The sequence below is a fragment of the Streptomyces sp. NPDC046197 genome, from assembly GCF_040646295.1.
Lineage (GTDB): Bacteria > Actinomycetota > Actinomycetes > Streptomycetales > Streptomycetaceae > Streptomyces.
The window spans coordinates 242,876-257,491 of record NZ_JBEYZY010000006.1; the positions used below are offsets into that span (position 1 = coordinate 242,876).

Sequence of the window (14,616 nt, forward strand, 5' to 3'; positions counted from 1 at the left end):
CGGGAGGCCGGGTGCGGGGGAGAGGCGTGGCCCTTCCACCGGGGGCGGGGGCGGGGGCGGTCGGCGTGTCGCCGCCCCCCCCCGGGTGGGCCGGGAGGGCGGGGCGGCGGTGGATCAGCCGTTGCGGGGGCCGGGGAAGGCCGTCGGCCTGGCCTCGTCACGCAGGGACGGGCTTCCGGCCGTCGGCTGGGTCGGCATGGAACGGGCCGCGGGGACCGTGGGCACCGCGGCGATGCCGGTGCCCACGTTGACCGTGCGGGTGCCCGTGGGCTCCGGGGCCCGCTCGGCCTCGGCGGCCGCCTGGGCGGCGGCGCGCCGCGCGCCGTAACGACGGTGCACCGCCTGCTTGGTGACCCCGAGGGCCGAACCCACGGCGTCCCACGAGAAGCCGAGTGAGCGGTCGAAGTCCACGGCCGCCGTGACCAGGGTCTCGACACTGTCCCGCAGTTCCTGCGCGAGACGGACCGTCGGGGCGGGGGCGCGTCCGTAGACGACGAAGCCCGTGGAGGGGCCGGAGCGGCGCGGGCGGTAGACGTTGCCCAGCTGGGCGGTGAGCGTGCGCAGCGCGTCCACCTGCCGGCGGACCCGCTCGATGTCCCGCACCAGCAAGTGCAGGCTGGCCCGGGCCTGGGCGTCGTGGGTTGCGTGGTCGGCCATGAACAAGCCTCTCGAACCGGCGTTGAAAGGAATCGGGCCGCGCGTGTGGCCCGCTGTGGTCAACTCTTTCTTGACCAACGCGTTTTCCGTCCGCTGGTCACGGTGTGGGGGCGTAAGGGCATATGCGTACGCCGGTGGCCCACCCACGCACCACCCGCTCTCAGTTGGCCGCGAGACAGCCGTCGGCGGCTTTCCGCGGGTGGTCATAGACTGAAGCGCTGCGCGTCAACACCCCCGACCGAGAGGCCCGCACCCGCCCATGAAGCTCGTCTTCGCCGGTACCCCCGAGGTCGCCGTTCCCGCCCTGGACGCTCTGATCGCCTCCGGACGGCACGAGGTGGCCGCCGTGGTCACGCGGCCCGACGCTCCGGCGGGCCGCGGCCGCCGGCTGGTCGCGAGCCCGGTCGCCGAGCGGGCGGAGGAGGCCGGCATCGAGGTGCTCAAGCCCGTCAAGCCGCGGGACCCGGAGTTCCTGGAACGGCTCAGGGAGATCGCCCCGGACTGCTGCCCCGTCGTCGCCTACGGCGCCCTGCTGCCCAGGGCCGCCCTCGACATCCCCACCCACGGCTGGGTCAACCTGCACTTCTCGCTGCTGCCCGCCTGGCGTGGTGCCGCGCCCGTGCAGCACGCCATCATGGCCGGGGACGAGATCACCGGTGCGTCCACCTTCCTCATCGAGGAGGGCCTCGACTCCGGGCCCGTCTACGGCACCGTCACCGAGGTGGTCCGGCCCACGGACACCAGCGGCGATCTGCTCACCCGGCTCGCCTTCGCCGGCTCCGGGCTGCTCGCGGCCACCATGGACGGCATCGAGGACGGCACCCTCAAGGCCGTACCGCAGCCGGCCGAGGGCGTCACCCTCGCGCCGAAGATCACCGTCGAGGACGCCCAGGTCGACTGGGCCACCCCGGCCCTGCGCGTCGACCGGGTGGTGCGGGGCTGCACCCCGGCCCCCGGTGCCTGGACCACCTTCCGCGGTGAGCGGCTCAAGCTGATCCAGGTGGCCCCGGTGCCCGAGCGGACCGACCTCGCCCCGGGCGCGCTCTCCGTCGGCAAGAACAGCGTGCACGTCGGTAGCGGCTCCTGCGCCGTCGAGCTGTTGTGGGTGCAGGCGCAGGGCAAGAAGCCGATGCGTGCCGCGGACTGGGCGCGTGGCGTGCGCATCGCCGGGGGCGAGACCCTCGGCGCGTGACCCTCGGCGCCTGACACCCCACCGCGCGGCGAGGCCCGGCGACCGCCCGTCGAGGGGGGACCGCCCGGCGCAGGGCGCCGGTGACGGGACGTAGGCTGGGTGCACAGCGCACTCGGACATCCGGAGCACCTTTTTCGTGAGCGACACCTCCCGTCGGCCCCGCAAGCCGGCCAAGCCCTACCGCCGGCCCCAGAAGGACCCCGTCCGCATCCTCGCCTTCGAGGCGCTGCGCGCCGTGGACGAGCGGGACGCCTACGCCAACCTCGTCCTGCCGCCGCTGCTGCGCAAGGCCCGCGAGAAGGGCGACTTCGACGGGCGGGACGCCGCCCTCGCCACCGAGCTGGTGTACGGCACACTGCGCCGGCAGGGGACGTACGACGCGATCGTCGCGGAGTGTGTCGACCGACCGCTCAGGGAGGTCGACCCGCCGGTACTGGACGTGCTCGGCCTCGGCGTGCACCAGTTGCTCGGGACGCGCATCCCGTCGCACGCCGCCGTGTCCGCCACCGTCGAACTGGCCCGGGTCGTGCTCGGCGACGGGCGGGCCAAGTTCGTCAACGCGGTGCTGCGCAAGGTGGCGCGGGACGACCTCGACGGATGGCTCGAAAAGGTCGCCCCGCCCTACGACGAGGACCCCGAGAACCACCTCGCCGTGGTGCACTCGCACCCCCGCTGGGTCGTCTCCGCCCTGTGGGACTCGCTCGGCGGCGGCCGCGCCGGAATCGAGGACCTGCTTCGGGCCGACAACGACCGGCCCGAGGTGACGCTGGTCGCCCGGCCCGGCCGCGCCACCGCCGAGGAGCTGCTGCGCGAGGAGGCCGCGGTGCCGGGCCGCTGGTCGCCGTACGCCGTGCGGCTCGCGGAGGGCGGCGAGCCGGGTGCCGTGGACGCCGTGCGGGAGGGCAGAGCGGGCGTACAGGACGAGGGCAGCCAGCTGGTCGCGCTGGCCCTCGCCAATGCCCCCCTGGAGGGGCGGGACACGAAATGGCTCGACGCGTGCGCCGGACCCGGCGGCAAGGCGGCGCTGCTCGCCGCGCTCGCCGCCGAGCGCGGGGCCGTCCTGCTCGCCTCCGAGAAGCAGCCGCACCGGGCCGGGCTGGTCGCCCGGGCCCTCGAAGGCAACCCCGGGCCGTATCAGGTCATCGCGGCGGACGGGACCCGGCCCGCCTGGCGGCCCGGCTCCTTCGACCGCGTGCTCGTGGACGTGCCGTGCACGGGGCTCGGGGCGCTGCGCCGGCGGCCCGAGGCGCGGTGGCGGCGCCGCCCGGAGGACCTGGAGGGCTTCGCCCCGCTTCAGCGCGGTCTGCTGCGCACGGCCCTGGAGTCCGTGCGCGTCGGCGGTGTCGTCGGCTATGCCACCTGCTCGCCGCACCTCGCCGAGACCCGCGCCGTCGTCGCCGATGTGCTCAAGCAGTTCCCCGAGGCCGACCTGATCGACGCCAGGCCCATGCTGCCGGGTGTGCCGGACCTCGGTGAGGGTCCCGACGTACAGCTGTGGCCGCACCTGCACGGGACCGACGCGATGTACCTGGCACTCATCCGCCGGACGGGCTGATCCGCACGTCGCGCACGTGCTGCTCACAGGAACTCCCGGTGCGTGTCGCGACATGCCGTCAACACGCCGAGGTGCCACCTGCGTCGAGCCGGTCACGACGGCGGGCACGATGACCGCATGGGCACCCGCCGTGACATGCCGGACGGTCCCTTCCCGTTCCCGGTGATCCGTCTGCCTCACGAGCGGCTCATCTTCGCGCGCGGGCGGGGCCTCCAGGACCGTATCGCCGACCGGATCACCGCGTTCGCCGGCTCGATGGCGTTCGTGTACGCGCACGTCGTCTGGTTCGCGAGCTGGATCCTGATCAACGAGGGCGTCTTCGGGCAGGGCGCGGTGTTCGACCCGTTCCCGTTCGGGCTGCTCACCATGATCGTCAGTCTGGAGGCGATCTTCCTGTCGACCTTCGTCATGATCAGTCAGAACCGTCAGGCCGGGCGGGACAACATCCGCGCGGACCTGGACTTCGAGACCAACGTGCGCTCGGAGGTGTGGTCGACACAGATCGGGCGTGCCCTCGGTGTGGATCCCGAAGAGGTGGAGCGCCAGGTGCAGCAGCTCATGGCGCAGAACGGTGAGCGGTTGAAGGGCGGATGAAGGCGGCACCGGCTCCTGTCCCAGCGGCACCCGCTCCTCGTCGCCCCGCGGCACCCGTTCCTTGTCGCCCCGCGGCATCCGTTCCTTGTCGCCCCGCGGCACCCGTTCCTCGTCCCGCAGCAGATGAGGGGGTCGGGGGCGCGTCCGTGCGAGCGAGGCACGCGCCGGCGGGGCGGCGGGCCTGTCACGGGACGGCGTCCCGGTCCCGGACGGGAGGCGGACTGCCCAGACACCGGGCCAGGGAGGGTTCCTGGGACACCACGGCGCCCACGCTGATGCTGAGGGCGATCGTGACGCAGACCACGATCAGCCACGACAGCAGCACGAACACCGAACCGAGGGAGCCGTACTCGGCGAGGGTGCGGTTCAGCGCCCGCGGCATGTACAACCGCGCGGTCACCGTCAGCGCGGTGACGGCGACCGCCGTGATCACGGCACCGGGCAGCAGGGGTTTCCAGCCGACCAGCCCGCCCAGGAGCAGGTGCTGGGTCCACCACCACAGCCCCGCCAGGGCCACCAGGGTGATCGGGACGCCCAGCCAGGCCCCGACACCGAACCCGTCGCGCAGGGGCCCCTGGACGACCAGCGCGGTCAGCCACACGACGAGCCAGGCCAGCCACCGCCAGGGGGCGGTCCTGGTCCCCGCCCTCGGGATCTCCCACGCGCGCTTGCACAGCCGCTGCAGCGCCCTGCTGACCGCGGTGGCCGAGAGCAGCACCATCAGGCCGCCGACCACACCGACGGCCTGCCGCAGATTGCCGGTCGAGGGTTCGAACACCTTCTCCAGCTGGGCGTTCGCGTCGCCCGTCAGCCCGAACACCGTGCGCACGGAAGTGACGAGCTGGTGCCGGACCGGAGCCGGCGCGTACGCGGCCACCACGAAGAGCAGCGGAACCACGGTCAGGAAGCTCTGCGCCGCCAGGCGAGTGGCGGAGTCGAAGATGTTCACCGAGACCATCCGGTCCGCCAGGTGGGTGACCACCGGGAACCGGGTCTCCGCCCGGGCATGGGCGGACTTGGCGGAGGCGATCAAGCGGCGGGTACTCGGGCGGTGCGAACGGGGCTTGCCCACTGACGGCACCCTTCCGGTAGTCGGCGCGGCGTTGTCCTTACCCCGCCATGGTCCGCACCGGCGGCTTCCAGCCGGGGACCGACGCGAACGACGGTGCCCGGGCATGGCACGCTTGGGTCATGGCCGTGCAGATCAACCCCAGTATCCTGTCCGCCGACTTCGCGCGCCTCGCCGAGGAGGCGAAGGCGGTCGAAGGGGCCGACTGGCTCCACGTCGACGTCATGGACAACCACTTCGTCCCGAATCTCACGCTCGGCGTGCCGGTCGTAGAGTCCCTGGCCCGTGCGACGGACACGCCGCTGGACTGCCACCTGATGATCGAGGACGCCGATCGGTGGGCGCCCCAGTACGTCGAAGCGGGTGCTTCGTCGGTCACCTTCCACGTGGAGGCGGCCGCCGCGCCGGTGCGGCTCGCCCGCGAGATCCGCGCCAAGGGCGCCCGCGCCGCCATGGCGCTCAAGCCGGCCACCCCCATCGAGCCCTACGAGGACCTGCTCCCCGAGCTCGACATGCTGCTGATCATGACGGTGGAGCCGGGCTTCGGCGGGCAGGCGTTCCTGGACATCATGCTGCCGAAGATCCGGCGTACCCGGGAGCTGATCAGCAAGCACGGTCTCCAGCTGTGGGTGCAGGTCGACGGCGGGGTGTCGGCCTCGACCATCGAGCAGTGCGCGGACGCCGGCGCGGACGTCTTCGTCGCCGGATCCGCGGTCTACGGGGCGAAGGACCCGGCCGAGGCGGTACGTGCATTGCGCACCCAGGCGGAGGCGGCGACGGCCAAGGCGTCGTGGGCGTGCGACCACTGAGCCACAGCTACGTGAACGGCCGCCCATCAGGGCGGATCAAGTGCGCCGGATCTGCAAGGATGAACGGCGAATCCAGAGTGTGAACAGCAGTGAGGAGATCGCCGTGTCGGGTATGTCGGCGGGCCGGTCAGCCATGCGGATGGGACCCGCTGAGCTGGTGCAGGCGGCGGCCATGGCCCGCCGCTTCTACCTCGAGGGCAAGTCCAAGATCCAGATCGCGGAGGAGTTCGGCGTCAGCCGCTTCAAGGTGGCCAGGGTCCTGGAGACCGCCCTCGAACGGGATCTCGTACGCATCGAGATCCGCGTGCCGGCCGAGCTGGACGCCGAGCGCTCCGACGCGCTGCGCGCCCGCTACGGCCTCAGGCACGCCGTCGTGGTCGAGTCCCCGGCCGAGGCCGAGGAGACGCCCGACCCGGAGAACCTCGGCGAAGTCGCCGCCGACCTGCTCGGCGAACTCGTCAACGAGGGGGATGTTCTCGGCCTGGCCTGGGGCCGGTCCACCATCCACATGGCGGCGGCCCTGGACCGGCTGCCGCCGTGCACGGTGGTGCAGCTGACGGGCGTGTACGACGCCGGGACCGCCGAACGCGGCTCGGTGGAGGCCGTCCGCCGTGCCGCCCAGGTGTCGAGCGGCGACGCGCACCCGATCTACGCGCCGATGCTCCTGCCGGACGCGGCCACCGCGGCGGCGCTGCGCAACCAGACGGGGATCGCACGGGCCTTCGAGTACTTCGACAAGGTCACGGTCGCCTGTGTGTCCATCGGCTCCTGGGAGCCGGGCATCTCGACGGTGCACGACATGCTCAGCGACGAGGAGCGCGCCCACTACGCCTCGCTCGGTGTGGCCGCGGAGATGTCCGCACACCTGTTCGACACCGAGGGTCGCCGGGTCGGCCGGGACCTGGGGGAGCGCTGCATCACGGTCAAGGCCGACCAGCTCCGCCGCATCCCCGAGGTCGTGGCGATAGCAGGCGGGCAGCGCAAGGCGGCGGCGATCGACGCGGTGCTGCGCTCCGGGCTGGTCACCAGTCTGGTCACGGACACCTCGGCCGCCGACTATCTGATGACGGCGGGGCCCACGCCGAAGCCGGCGCTCAACCGGGCGGACCCCGACGGGCCCTGACGGCGGCTGCCGAGGGACGGCCGTGGCAGCATCGGCGGCATGCTGCTGCGGCTCGTCCCCCGGGTGCTGGTCTGTCTGCTCGTCGTGCTGCTGGCCGGGTGCGGCTCCGGCGCGCCACCCACGAACGCCCCGTCCCGGGGCGACGGCACGGCCACCGTCGCGGCGTCCCGGCTTCCGGCCGAGGCGCGGCACACGCTGGACCTCATCGACCGGGGCGGCCCCTTCCCGTACGCCCAGGACGGGGCCGTCTTCGGGAACTTCGAGCACCTGCTGCCCCAGCACCAGCGGGGCTACTACCACGAGTACACGGTGCGCACACCGGGTTCCCGGGGCCGTGGCGCCCGGCGCATCGTCACCGGACAGGGCGGCGAGATCTACTACACCGACGACCACTACCAATCGTTCAGGACGGTGCGGAGATGACGGACGACCTGGCGGACCGGCACGTGGTTGCGCTGGACCTGGACGGCGTGACCGACAAGGCGGCCCTGATGGACCGCTGCGCCCGTGCCCTCGGGCTGCCCGACTGGTTCGGCCGCAACTGGGACGCCCTCGCCGACAGCCTCTCCGACCCCGGTGTGTGGCCCGGGGCCGCCGCGGACCAGGGGCTGCTGGTGGTCGTACGAGGCTGGCGGACGTACGCCCGGACGCGGCCGCAGGAGTGGGAGGTCGCGCAGGAGGTCTTCGCCGGGGCAGTGGACCGCACCCCGGCCCTCGCCGTCGCCCTGGCCCTTGGAGGTTCCTCCTAACAGGTCCCTGACCAGCCTGGACGATCCGCCCTGGCCACACATGCCGTCCGTCATGGGACAATGAAGTACGTGCTCTTTCCCCCTGGCTGACCTGTCCGGGGGCCACCTTTGATCGACTGGGATGTGCAGCACGTGCGTTTCCTCAATGACATCCAGCCCGCGTACGACCTGACGTACGACGACGTCTTCATGGTGCCGAGCCGCTCCGCGGTCGGCTCGCGTCAGGGCGTGGACCTCAGCTCCCCGGACGGCACGGGCACCACCATTCCGCTCGTCGTCGCCAACATGACCGCGATCGCCGGCCGCCGCATGGCCGAGACAGTGGCCCGCCGCGGCGGACTGGTGGTCATCCCCCAGGACATCCCGATCGACGTCGTCACGGACGTCATCTCCTGGGTGAAGAGCCGCCACCTCGTCCTCGACACCCCCATCGTGCTGGCCCCGCACCAGACCGTCGCGGACGCCCTGGCGCTGCTGCCCAAGCGCGCGCACAACGCCGGTGTGGTCGTCGACGAGAACCAGCGGCCCATCGGCGTGGTCACCGACCGGGACCTCAGCGGTGTCGACCGCTTCACCCAGCTCGAAGTGGTCATGTCCAAGGACCTGCTGCTGCTCGACGCGGACATCGACCCGGGTGAGGCCTTCAACACCCTGGACGCGGCCAACCGCCGCTACGCCCCCGCGGTCGACAAGGACGGCCGTCTCGTCGGCATCCTCACCCGCAAGGGCGCCCTGCGCGCCACGCTGTACACGCCGGCCACCGACGCGCGCGGCAGGCTGCGCATCGCCGCGGCCGTCGGCATCAACGGTGACTTCGCGGGCAAGGCGGAGCAGCTGCTGGACGCCGGGGTCGACACGCTCGTCATCGACACCGCGCACGGCCACCAGGAGTCGATGATCAGCGCGATCAAGCTGGTGCGCGACCTCGACCCGAAGGTGCCGATCGCCGCGGGCAACATCGTCTCGGCGGAGGGCGTCAAGGACCTGATCGAGGCGGGCGCGGACATCGTCAAGGTCGGTGTGGGCCCGGGCGCCATGTGCACCACGCGGATGATGACCGGCGTGGGCCGGCCGCAGTTCTCCGCCGTCCTGGAGTGCGCGGCCGAGGCGAAGAAGCACGGCAAGCACGTGTGGGCCGACGGCGGTGTGCGCCACCCGCGCGACGTGGCGATGGCGCTCGCGGCCGGTGCGTCCAACGTGATGATCGGTTCGTGGTTCGCGGGCACGTACGAGTCGCCGGGCGACCTGCAGCAGGACGCCGACGGGCGGCTGTACAAGGAGTCGTTCGGCATGGCGTCCGCGCGCGCGGTGCGCAACCGCACCTCGGAGGAGTCGGCCTACGACCGCGCCCGCAAGGCGCTGTTCGAGGAGGGCATCTCCACCTCCCGCATGTTCCTCGACCCGGCCCGCCCCGGCGTCGAGGACCTGATCGACTCGATCATCGCGGGCGTCCGCTCGTCCTGCACCTACGCCGGCGCGGGGTCCCTCGAGGAGTTCGCCGACAAGGCCATCGTCGGCATCCAGAGCGCGGCCGGCTATGCGGAGGGCAAGCCGCTGCACGCCAGCTGGAGCTGAGGCCGTGCAGGCGGCCGGGGCCAGCTGGAGCTGAGCCCGACTCCCTTGCGCACGGCCCCTGTTGTCCCGGAGACGGGACGGCGGGGGCCGTCGGCATCCGCGGGGCGCACGAGGATCGAAGCCGGCCGGGCGGGTACCCAGGGTGCTGCGCTGCACGTGACGTGCGGAGCCTTCGCGCTGGTCAATGCGGCGGTCGTGGTGCTGCGCCGCACCAGCCCGGGCACGCACCGCACCTTCCGGGTGCCGCTGTGGCCGGTGCTGCCCGCGCTGGGCTTCGCCTTCTGCGTGTGGATGACGGGCAGCCTGTCGCGGTCACCTGGGTGGTCTTCGGAGTCTGGACGACCGTGGGGCTCGTGGTCTACTTCGTATACGGCTACCGCCGTTCCCGTCTGGCGACCGACGGTTCCGCGCGAGCGGACGGTCCCGCGGCGGCAGAGAACCGACCGGACCCGAAGAAGTGATCCACCCCCAGTGCTGAACGATCTCGACGAACGCATCGTGCACGCCCTCGCCGAGGACGCCCGCCGCTCCTACGCGGACATCGGGCAGCTCGTCGGCCTGTCCGCGCCCGCCGTGAAGCGGCGCGTGGACCGGCTGCGCGCCACCGGAGCCATCACCGGCTTCACCGTCCGGGTGGACCCGGCGGCGCTCGGCTGGGAGACCGAGGGGTTCGTCGAGATCTACTGCCGGCGCAACACCTCGCCGGAGACCATCCAGCGGGGCCTGGAGCGCTACCAGGAGGTCGTGGCCGCCTCCACCGTCACCGGTGAGGCGGACGCGGTCGCCCAGGTCTTCGCCGCCGACATGCGGCACTTCGAGCGGGTCCTGGAGCGGATCGCCGGAGAGCCCTTCGTGGAGCGCACCAAGTCGGTCCTGGTCCTGTCCCCGCTCCTGCGCCGGTTCTCGTCGGGTTCGCCGACGTAAGGGGTGTCGTTTGGACCACCGCGGGTCCGCGGTGGTCCAAACGACACCCCCTGGGCACGCAGGGCCGGCTGATGCAGCATCGATGTCAGTGCCGCGGAGTACGGTCACGGTCATGGCATCCGGCATCGACCTCACTCTCGACGCTGCGGACGCACGGCTTCTCGCCGCGTTCTGGAAGACCGCACTCGGCTACGTGGACGAGCCGCCGCCCGCGCCCTTCGCCACGCGCGAGGAGTGGCTCGCACAGTTCGACCTCCCGGAGGACGAGTCCGCGGACGACGGGGCGTGGCTGTGCGATCCGGACGGCGCCGGCCCCCGCTTGTCGATCCTCGAGGTCCCCGAGCCGAAGACCGCGAAGAACCGCCTGCACATCGACATCCGGGTGCCCGGGCACGGCAGTCCCGAGGAGCGGTGGGCGCGCATCAGGGCGGAGGCCCGGCGTCTGGTGGAGGCGGGCGGGAGGATCCTGACGGAGGACGACGGACACCACGTGGTGATGGCCGACCCCGAGGGCAACGAGTTCTGCGTGGCCGCCGGCTGAGCGCCGGCCCCGCTCCCGGTCAGCCGGCCGTCTTGCGTGCCAGTGCGTTGTTCCCGATCGAGTTGTGCACACTGAAGCTCACCGCGTCCGGCCGGTACCGGTCGTCCGACCACTCCACCGGGCGTCCCTCCCGGGTGGTCGTCACCCGTCGCACCCGCAGCAGCGGGCTGGTGCGGCGGATGTCGAGCAGCTCCGCGTCCTGCGCGCCCGCCGCCACCGCGTCGATGACGTGCTCGCCGTAGGCGAAGACCAGACCGGTGTCCTCGTAGAGCCGCTGGGTCACGGACGGGCAGTCCGGCTCGATCGCCTCGACCGCCGGGGAGATCCAGTCGGCGTACACCGTCCGCTCCAGCAACACCGGCTCGCCGTCCAGTCCGCGCACCCGCAGTACGTGCAACACCGGTGTGTTCTCGCTCAGTTGCAGGCGCACGGCGTCCTCCTTCGTCGCCGGGCGGTGCTCCTGCGACACCACCCGGCCCGTCGCCTCCCGGCCCATGGCGCGGGCCCACTGGGCGAAGCTGCGCAGCTCGGCGAAGCTCTGGCTGCGGCGGCTGGCGAGCACCACGCGGCGGGCCCCCTGGCGCGAGCCGATCAGCCCCTCGGCGGTCAGCGCAGCGACCGCCTGGCGGACCGTGCCGCGCGAAACGCCGTAGTGGGCGGCGAGTTCCGTCTCGGCGGGCAGCCGGCTGCCAACTGTGTACTCCTCGCGGTCGATGGCCCGCCGCAGGGCGTCGGCGATCTCCTCGTGTCGCGCCGTCATGCTTCCCCTCTGAGTCGGCGGCTGTGCACAGCGTGACCAGCCTAATCGAGATCCTGTGGTGATCCGTGTCAGCCGGGATTGTGCAGGCGAATGGTGGTCAGGGTTTCTCCCGTGTTTGCCGACAGGACACCAGGGACGGGCGTACTGAGGTCAACTTGTTCAGACAAGTTCTCCGCACTGCCTCAACCCTCGTGCGCACCCCTGGAGAAACCGTGACCGTGCCCCTGCCGAGAACCGCCGTCCTGGGCGGCTCCCTCGCCGTCGTCGCCGTGCTCGCCCTGAGCGCCTGCGGCGCCGCCTCCGACAACGCGTCGGCCACCGCCGACGGCAAGAGCGCCGCCACCGCCACCTCGGCGGCCGACTTCGGCGGGATGTCCAAGCTGATCGCCGCGGCCAAGAAGGAGGGCACGCTGCACGCGATGGCGCTGCCCCGCGACTGGGCCAACTACGGCGCCCTCATCGACGGCTTCCAGAAGAAGTACGGCATCAAGATCGAGGTGGAGAACCCGGACGGCTCGAGCCAGGACGAGATCAACGCCGTCACCTCCCGCAAGGGGCAGGACCGCAGCCCGGACGTCCTCGACCTCGGCAGCTCCTTCGCCCTCAGCGCCGCCCAGCAGGGGCTGCTCGCCCCGTACAAGGTGACCGGCTACGACGGCATCCCGGCCGCTCAGAAGGACGCGCAGGCCCGCTGGTACAACGACTACGGCGGCTATGTGTCCATCGGCTGCGACGCCAAGCGCGTCAAGACCTGCCCCACCACCTTCAAGGACCTGCTCAAGCCCGAGTACAAGGGTCAGGTCGCCCTCAACGGCAACCCCACCAAGTCCGGCTCGGCCTTCGGCGGCGTGTACGCGGCCGCGCTCGCAAGCGGTGGCTCCTTCGACGACATCCAGCCCGGCCTCGACTTCTTCGCGAAGCTGAAGAAGAACGGCAACTACACCCCCGTCGAGTCCACGCCGGCCACCGTCGAGAAGGGCGAGACGCCCATCAGCATCGACTGGGACTACCTGAACGCCGGGTACGCCGACGAGTTCAAGTCCAAGGGCGTGGACTGGAAGGTAGCCATCCCGACCGACGGCAAGTACGCCCAGTTCTACTCCCAGGCCGTCAACAAGGACGCCCCGCACCCGGCGGCCGCCCGCCTGTGGCAGGAGTACCTCTACAGCGCCGAGGGCCAGAACCTGTGGCTCAAGGGCTACGCCCGTCCGGCCCTGATGGCCGCCCTGGACAAGGCCGGCACGCTCGACGCGGCCGCCGCCGCCAAGCTGCCCAAGGTCGACGGCACCCCCTCCTTCCCTACCGAGGCCCAGCAGAGCAAGGCCAAGACCGGCCTCGCGCAGGGCTGGGGGAAGGCCGTCTCCGGATGACCACCGCCCTCACGCGGGTGGACGTGGCGCCCGTCGCTTCGCCGAAGCGGCGGCGCCGCGCCCCGGCCTGGCTCGCCGTCGTCCCGCTGCTCGCCTTCACCGCCATCGCCTTCGGGCTGCCCGCCCTGGCCATGCTGAACGGTGCCTTCACGGTCAAGGACCAGACCACCGGCGCCACCTCCTACACCACGGCCAACCTGACCACCTCACTGCACGGCGCCTACCTGACCGCCCTGCTCGGCAGCGTCAAGCTGTCCGCCGTCTCCGCCGTCCTCGGGGCCCTCCTCGGACTGCCGCTCGCACAGGCCGTGCTGACCTCCCGCTCCCGAGCGCTGCGCGAGGCCGTGCTCACCGCCTCCGGCGTGCTCGCCAACTTCGGCGGCGTCCCGCTGGCCTTCGCCTTCGTCGCCACCCTCGGCAACGCGGGCGTCCTGACCCGGCACCTGGGCCTGACGGGCAAGGGCTGGGACCTGTACAGCTTCTGGGGCCTGGTGATCGTCTACCTGTACTTCCTGATCCCGCTCATGGTCCTCACCATCATCCCCGCCCTGGAGGGCCTGCGCTCCCAGTGGCGCGAGGCCGCGCGGAACAACGGCGCCACCGCCGTGCAGTACTGGCGGCACGTCGCCCTGCCCGTCATCGCACCGTCCCTGCTCGGCGGGCTCGTGCTGCTCTTCGGCAGCGCCTTCGCCGCGTACGCCACCGCCGCCGCGATGGTCGGCAGTGCGGTGCCGCTGATCACGCTCCAGATCGCCGACGCGATCTCCGGCAATGTGCTGGTCGGCCAGGAGAACGTGGCGCTCGCGCTCAGCCTCGACATGGTCCTGGTCGCCGGGCTGGTCATGGCCGTGTACCTGCCCCTGCAACGACGGAGCGCGCGATGGCTCGCCTGAACGTGTGGCGGTGGGCCGTCCTCGGCCTCGCCGCGCTGTACTTCCTGGTTCCGCTGGCCGCGTCCGTGGTCTTCACGGTGGACGTGCCGGGTCAGGGCGTCACCTTCGACGCCTACACGCAGATCGTCACCGCCGACGGCTTCGTCTCCAGCCTGCTGCTGTCGCTGGAGCTGGCCGCCGCGACCATCGCCGTCGTCCTGCTGCTGATGGTGCCCGCCATGGTCGCGCTGCGACTGGGGGCGCCCCGGCTGCGGCCGGTGGTCGAGGTGGTGTGCTCGCTGCCGCTGGTCGTGCCGCCGATCGCGTTCGTCGCCGGCATCTCCACGGTCCTGAAGTGGGGTCCCGACCACCTCTCGCGCACGCCGCTGTTCCGGACCTTCGTGGCCGTCCAGAACCCCGACTTCCCGGTGGTGCTCGTCCTCGCCTACGTCGTGATGGCGCTGCCGTTCGTGTACCGGGCACTGGACGCCGGACTGCGCGCGATCGACGTGCCGACCCTGGTCGAGGCAGCCCGTAGTTGCGGGGCCGGCTGGCCTCAGGCACTGGTGCGGGCGGTGCTGCCCAATCTGCGCGGGGCGCTGCTCAACTCCGCGTTCCTCACGCTGGCGCTGGTGCTCGGTGAGTTCACCGTCTCGCACCTGCTGGGCTTCACTCCCTTCGCCGTGTGGATCGTGAACGTCGGCGGCGAGCAGGCCCAGCTGTCCGTCGCCGTCTCCGTGCTCAGCCTGCTCGTGACCTGGGCACTGCTCCTCGCGCTCGCCGGTGTCGGCGGACGCGCCCGAACCGCTTCCTCCCGGGGATGAAC

General features: G+C 72.1%; 16 protein-coding genes and 1 pseudogene. 14 read left to right on the forward strand and 3 right to left on the reverse strand.

The window, feature by feature from the left end; genetic code table 11:
- Nucleotides 1-114: 114 nt before the first annotated feature.
- Entirely contained in the window at nt 115-657 is a 543-nt protein-coding gene (locus tag AB0A61_RS11490) for a hypothetical protein (RefSeq protein WP_361289764.1), read from the reverse strand.
- 259 nt (nt 658-916) lie between these two features.
- On the opposite strand from AB0A61_RS11490, the gene fmt reads away from it, so the two are divergent.
- The 3 genes from fmt to AB0A61_RS11505 all read left to right on the forward strand — a co-directional run bounded on the left by fmt (nt 917) and on the right by AB0A61_RS11505 (nt 3,998).
- Nucleotides 917-1,849, forward strand: coding sequence for a methionyl-tRNA formyltransferase (gene fmt, locus AB0A61_RS11495; protein ID WP_361289767.1), 933 nt, complete (start codon nt 917-919; stop codon nt 1,847-1,849).
- A gap of 136 nt (nt 1,850-1,985) precedes the next feature.
- Complete coding sequence (locus AB0A61_RS11500) at nt 1,986-3,404, forward strand: transcription antitermination factor NusB (RefSeq protein WP_361289769.1); 1,419 nt, start codon at nt 1,986-1,988, stop codon at nt 3,402-3,404.
- 117 nt (nt 3,405-3,521) lie between these two features.
- Nucleotides 3,522-3,998: a DUF1003 domain-containing protein gene (locus tag AB0A61_RS11505; RefSeq protein ID WP_361289772.1), complete on the forward strand. Its 477-nt coding sequence runs from the start codon at nt 3,522-3,524 to the stop codon at nt 3,996-3,998.
- Between the two features lie 184 nt (nt 3,999-4,182).
- On the opposite strand, the gene AB0A61_RS11510 is transcribed toward AB0A61_RS11505, so the two are convergent.
- Nucleotides 4,183-5,070: a YhjD/YihY/BrkB family envelope integrity protein gene (locus tag AB0A61_RS11510; RefSeq protein ID WP_361289775.1), complete on the reverse strand. Its 888-nt coding sequence runs from the start codon at nt 5,068-5,070 to the stop codon at nt 4,183-4,185.
- Between the two features lie 119 nt (nt 5,071-5,189).
- Here AB0A61_RS11510 and rpe point away from each other — a divergent pair, with 119 nt between their 5' ends.
- The 8 genes and pseudogenes from rpe (at nt 5,190) to AB0A61_RS11550 (ending at nt 10,788) form a co-directional block, all read left to right on the forward strand.
- Nucleotides 5,190-5,876 carry a ribulose-phosphate 3-epimerase gene (gene rpe / locus AB0A61_RS11515; protein ID WP_361289778.1) on the forward strand — a complete coding sequence of 229 codons (687 nt, stop codon included), beginning with the start codon at nt 5,190-5,192 and terminating at the stop codon, nt 5,874-5,876.
- Between the two features lie 79 nt (nt 5,877-5,955).
- A complete protein-coding gene (locus tag AB0A61_RS11520; RefSeq protein ID WP_361289781.1) occupies nt 5,956-6,999 on the forward strand; it encodes a sugar-binding domain-containing protein in 1,044 nt (347 codons plus the stop codon).
- Nucleotides 7,000-7,038: 39 nt separating this feature from the next.
- Nucleotides 7,039-7,422, forward strand: a complete 384-nt coding sequence (locus AB0A61_RS11525) for a ribonuclease domain-containing protein (RefSeq protein WP_361289783.1) — start codon at nt 7,039-7,041, stop codon at nt 7,420-7,422.
- Complete coding sequence (locus AB0A61_RS11530) at nt 7,419-7,748, forward strand: barstar family protein (protein ID WP_361289786.1); 330 nt, start codon at nt 7,419-7,421, stop codon at nt 7,746-7,748. The genes AB0A61_RS11525 and AB0A61_RS11530 overlap by 4 nt, the downstream gene beginning before the upstream one ends.
- 132 nt (nt 7,749-7,880) lie before the next feature.
- A complete protein-coding gene (locus AB0A61_RS11535; RefSeq protein ID WP_361289789.1) occupies nt 7,881-9,323 on the forward strand; it encodes a GuaB1 family IMP dehydrogenase-related protein in 1,443 nt (480 codons plus the stop codon).
- A gap of 168 nt (nt 9,324-9,491) precedes the next feature.
- Nucleotides 9,492-9,784, forward strand: a pseudogene (locus tag AB0A61_RS11540) (amino acid permease C-terminal domain-containing protein); the annotation flags it as partial.
- Between the two features lie 10 nt (nt 9,785-9,794).
- Nucleotides 9,795-10,247 (forward strand): Lrp/AsnC family transcriptional regulator, encoded by a 453-nt coding sequence (locus AB0A61_RS11545; RefSeq protein WP_276111955.1) that lies wholly within the window; start codon nt 9,795-9,797, stop codon nt 10,245-10,247.
- Between the two features lie 112 nt (nt 10,248-10,359).
- A complete protein-coding gene (locus AB0A61_RS11550) occupies nt 10,360-10,788 on the forward strand; it encodes a VOC family protein (protein ID WP_361289792.1) in 429 nt (142 codons plus the stop codon).
- Nucleotides 10,789-10,807: 19 nt separating this feature from the next.
- On the opposite strand, the gene AB0A61_RS11555 is transcribed toward AB0A61_RS11550, so the two are convergent.
- Nucleotides 10,808-11,548, reverse strand: a complete 741-nt coding sequence (locus AB0A61_RS11555; protein ID WP_361289795.1) for a GntR family transcriptional regulator — start codon at nt 11,546-11,548, stop codon at nt 10,808-10,810.
- 212 nt (nt 11,549-11,760) lie between these two features.
- Here AB0A61_RS11555 and AB0A61_RS11560 point away from each other — a divergent pair, with 212 nt between their 5' ends.
- Genes AB0A61_RS11560 through AB0A61_RS11570 form a run of 3 tightly spaced genes read left to right on the forward strand, consistent with a single transcriptional unit; the run spans nt 11,761 to nt 14,614 of the window.
- Nucleotides 11,761-12,918: an extracellular solute-binding protein gene (locus AB0A61_RS11560; protein WP_361289798.1), complete on the forward strand. Its 1,158-nt coding sequence runs from the start codon at nt 11,761-11,763 to the stop codon at nt 12,916-12,918.
- Nucleotides 12,915-13,811 (forward strand): ABC transporter permease subunit, encoded by an 897-nt coding sequence (locus AB0A61_RS11565; protein WP_361289801.1) that lies wholly within the window; start codon nt 12,915-12,917, stop codon nt 13,809-13,811. Before AB0A61_RS11560 ends, AB0A61_RS11565 begins: the two co-directional genes overlap by 4 nt.
- Nucleotides 13,799-14,614, forward strand: a complete 816-nt coding sequence (locus AB0A61_RS11570; RefSeq protein WP_361289804.1) for an ABC transporter permease subunit — start codon at nt 13,799-13,801, stop codon at nt 14,612-14,614. Before AB0A61_RS11565 ends, AB0A61_RS11570 begins: the two co-directional genes overlap by 13 nt.
- The last annotated feature ends 2 nt before the right edge of the window (nt 14,615-14,616 follow it).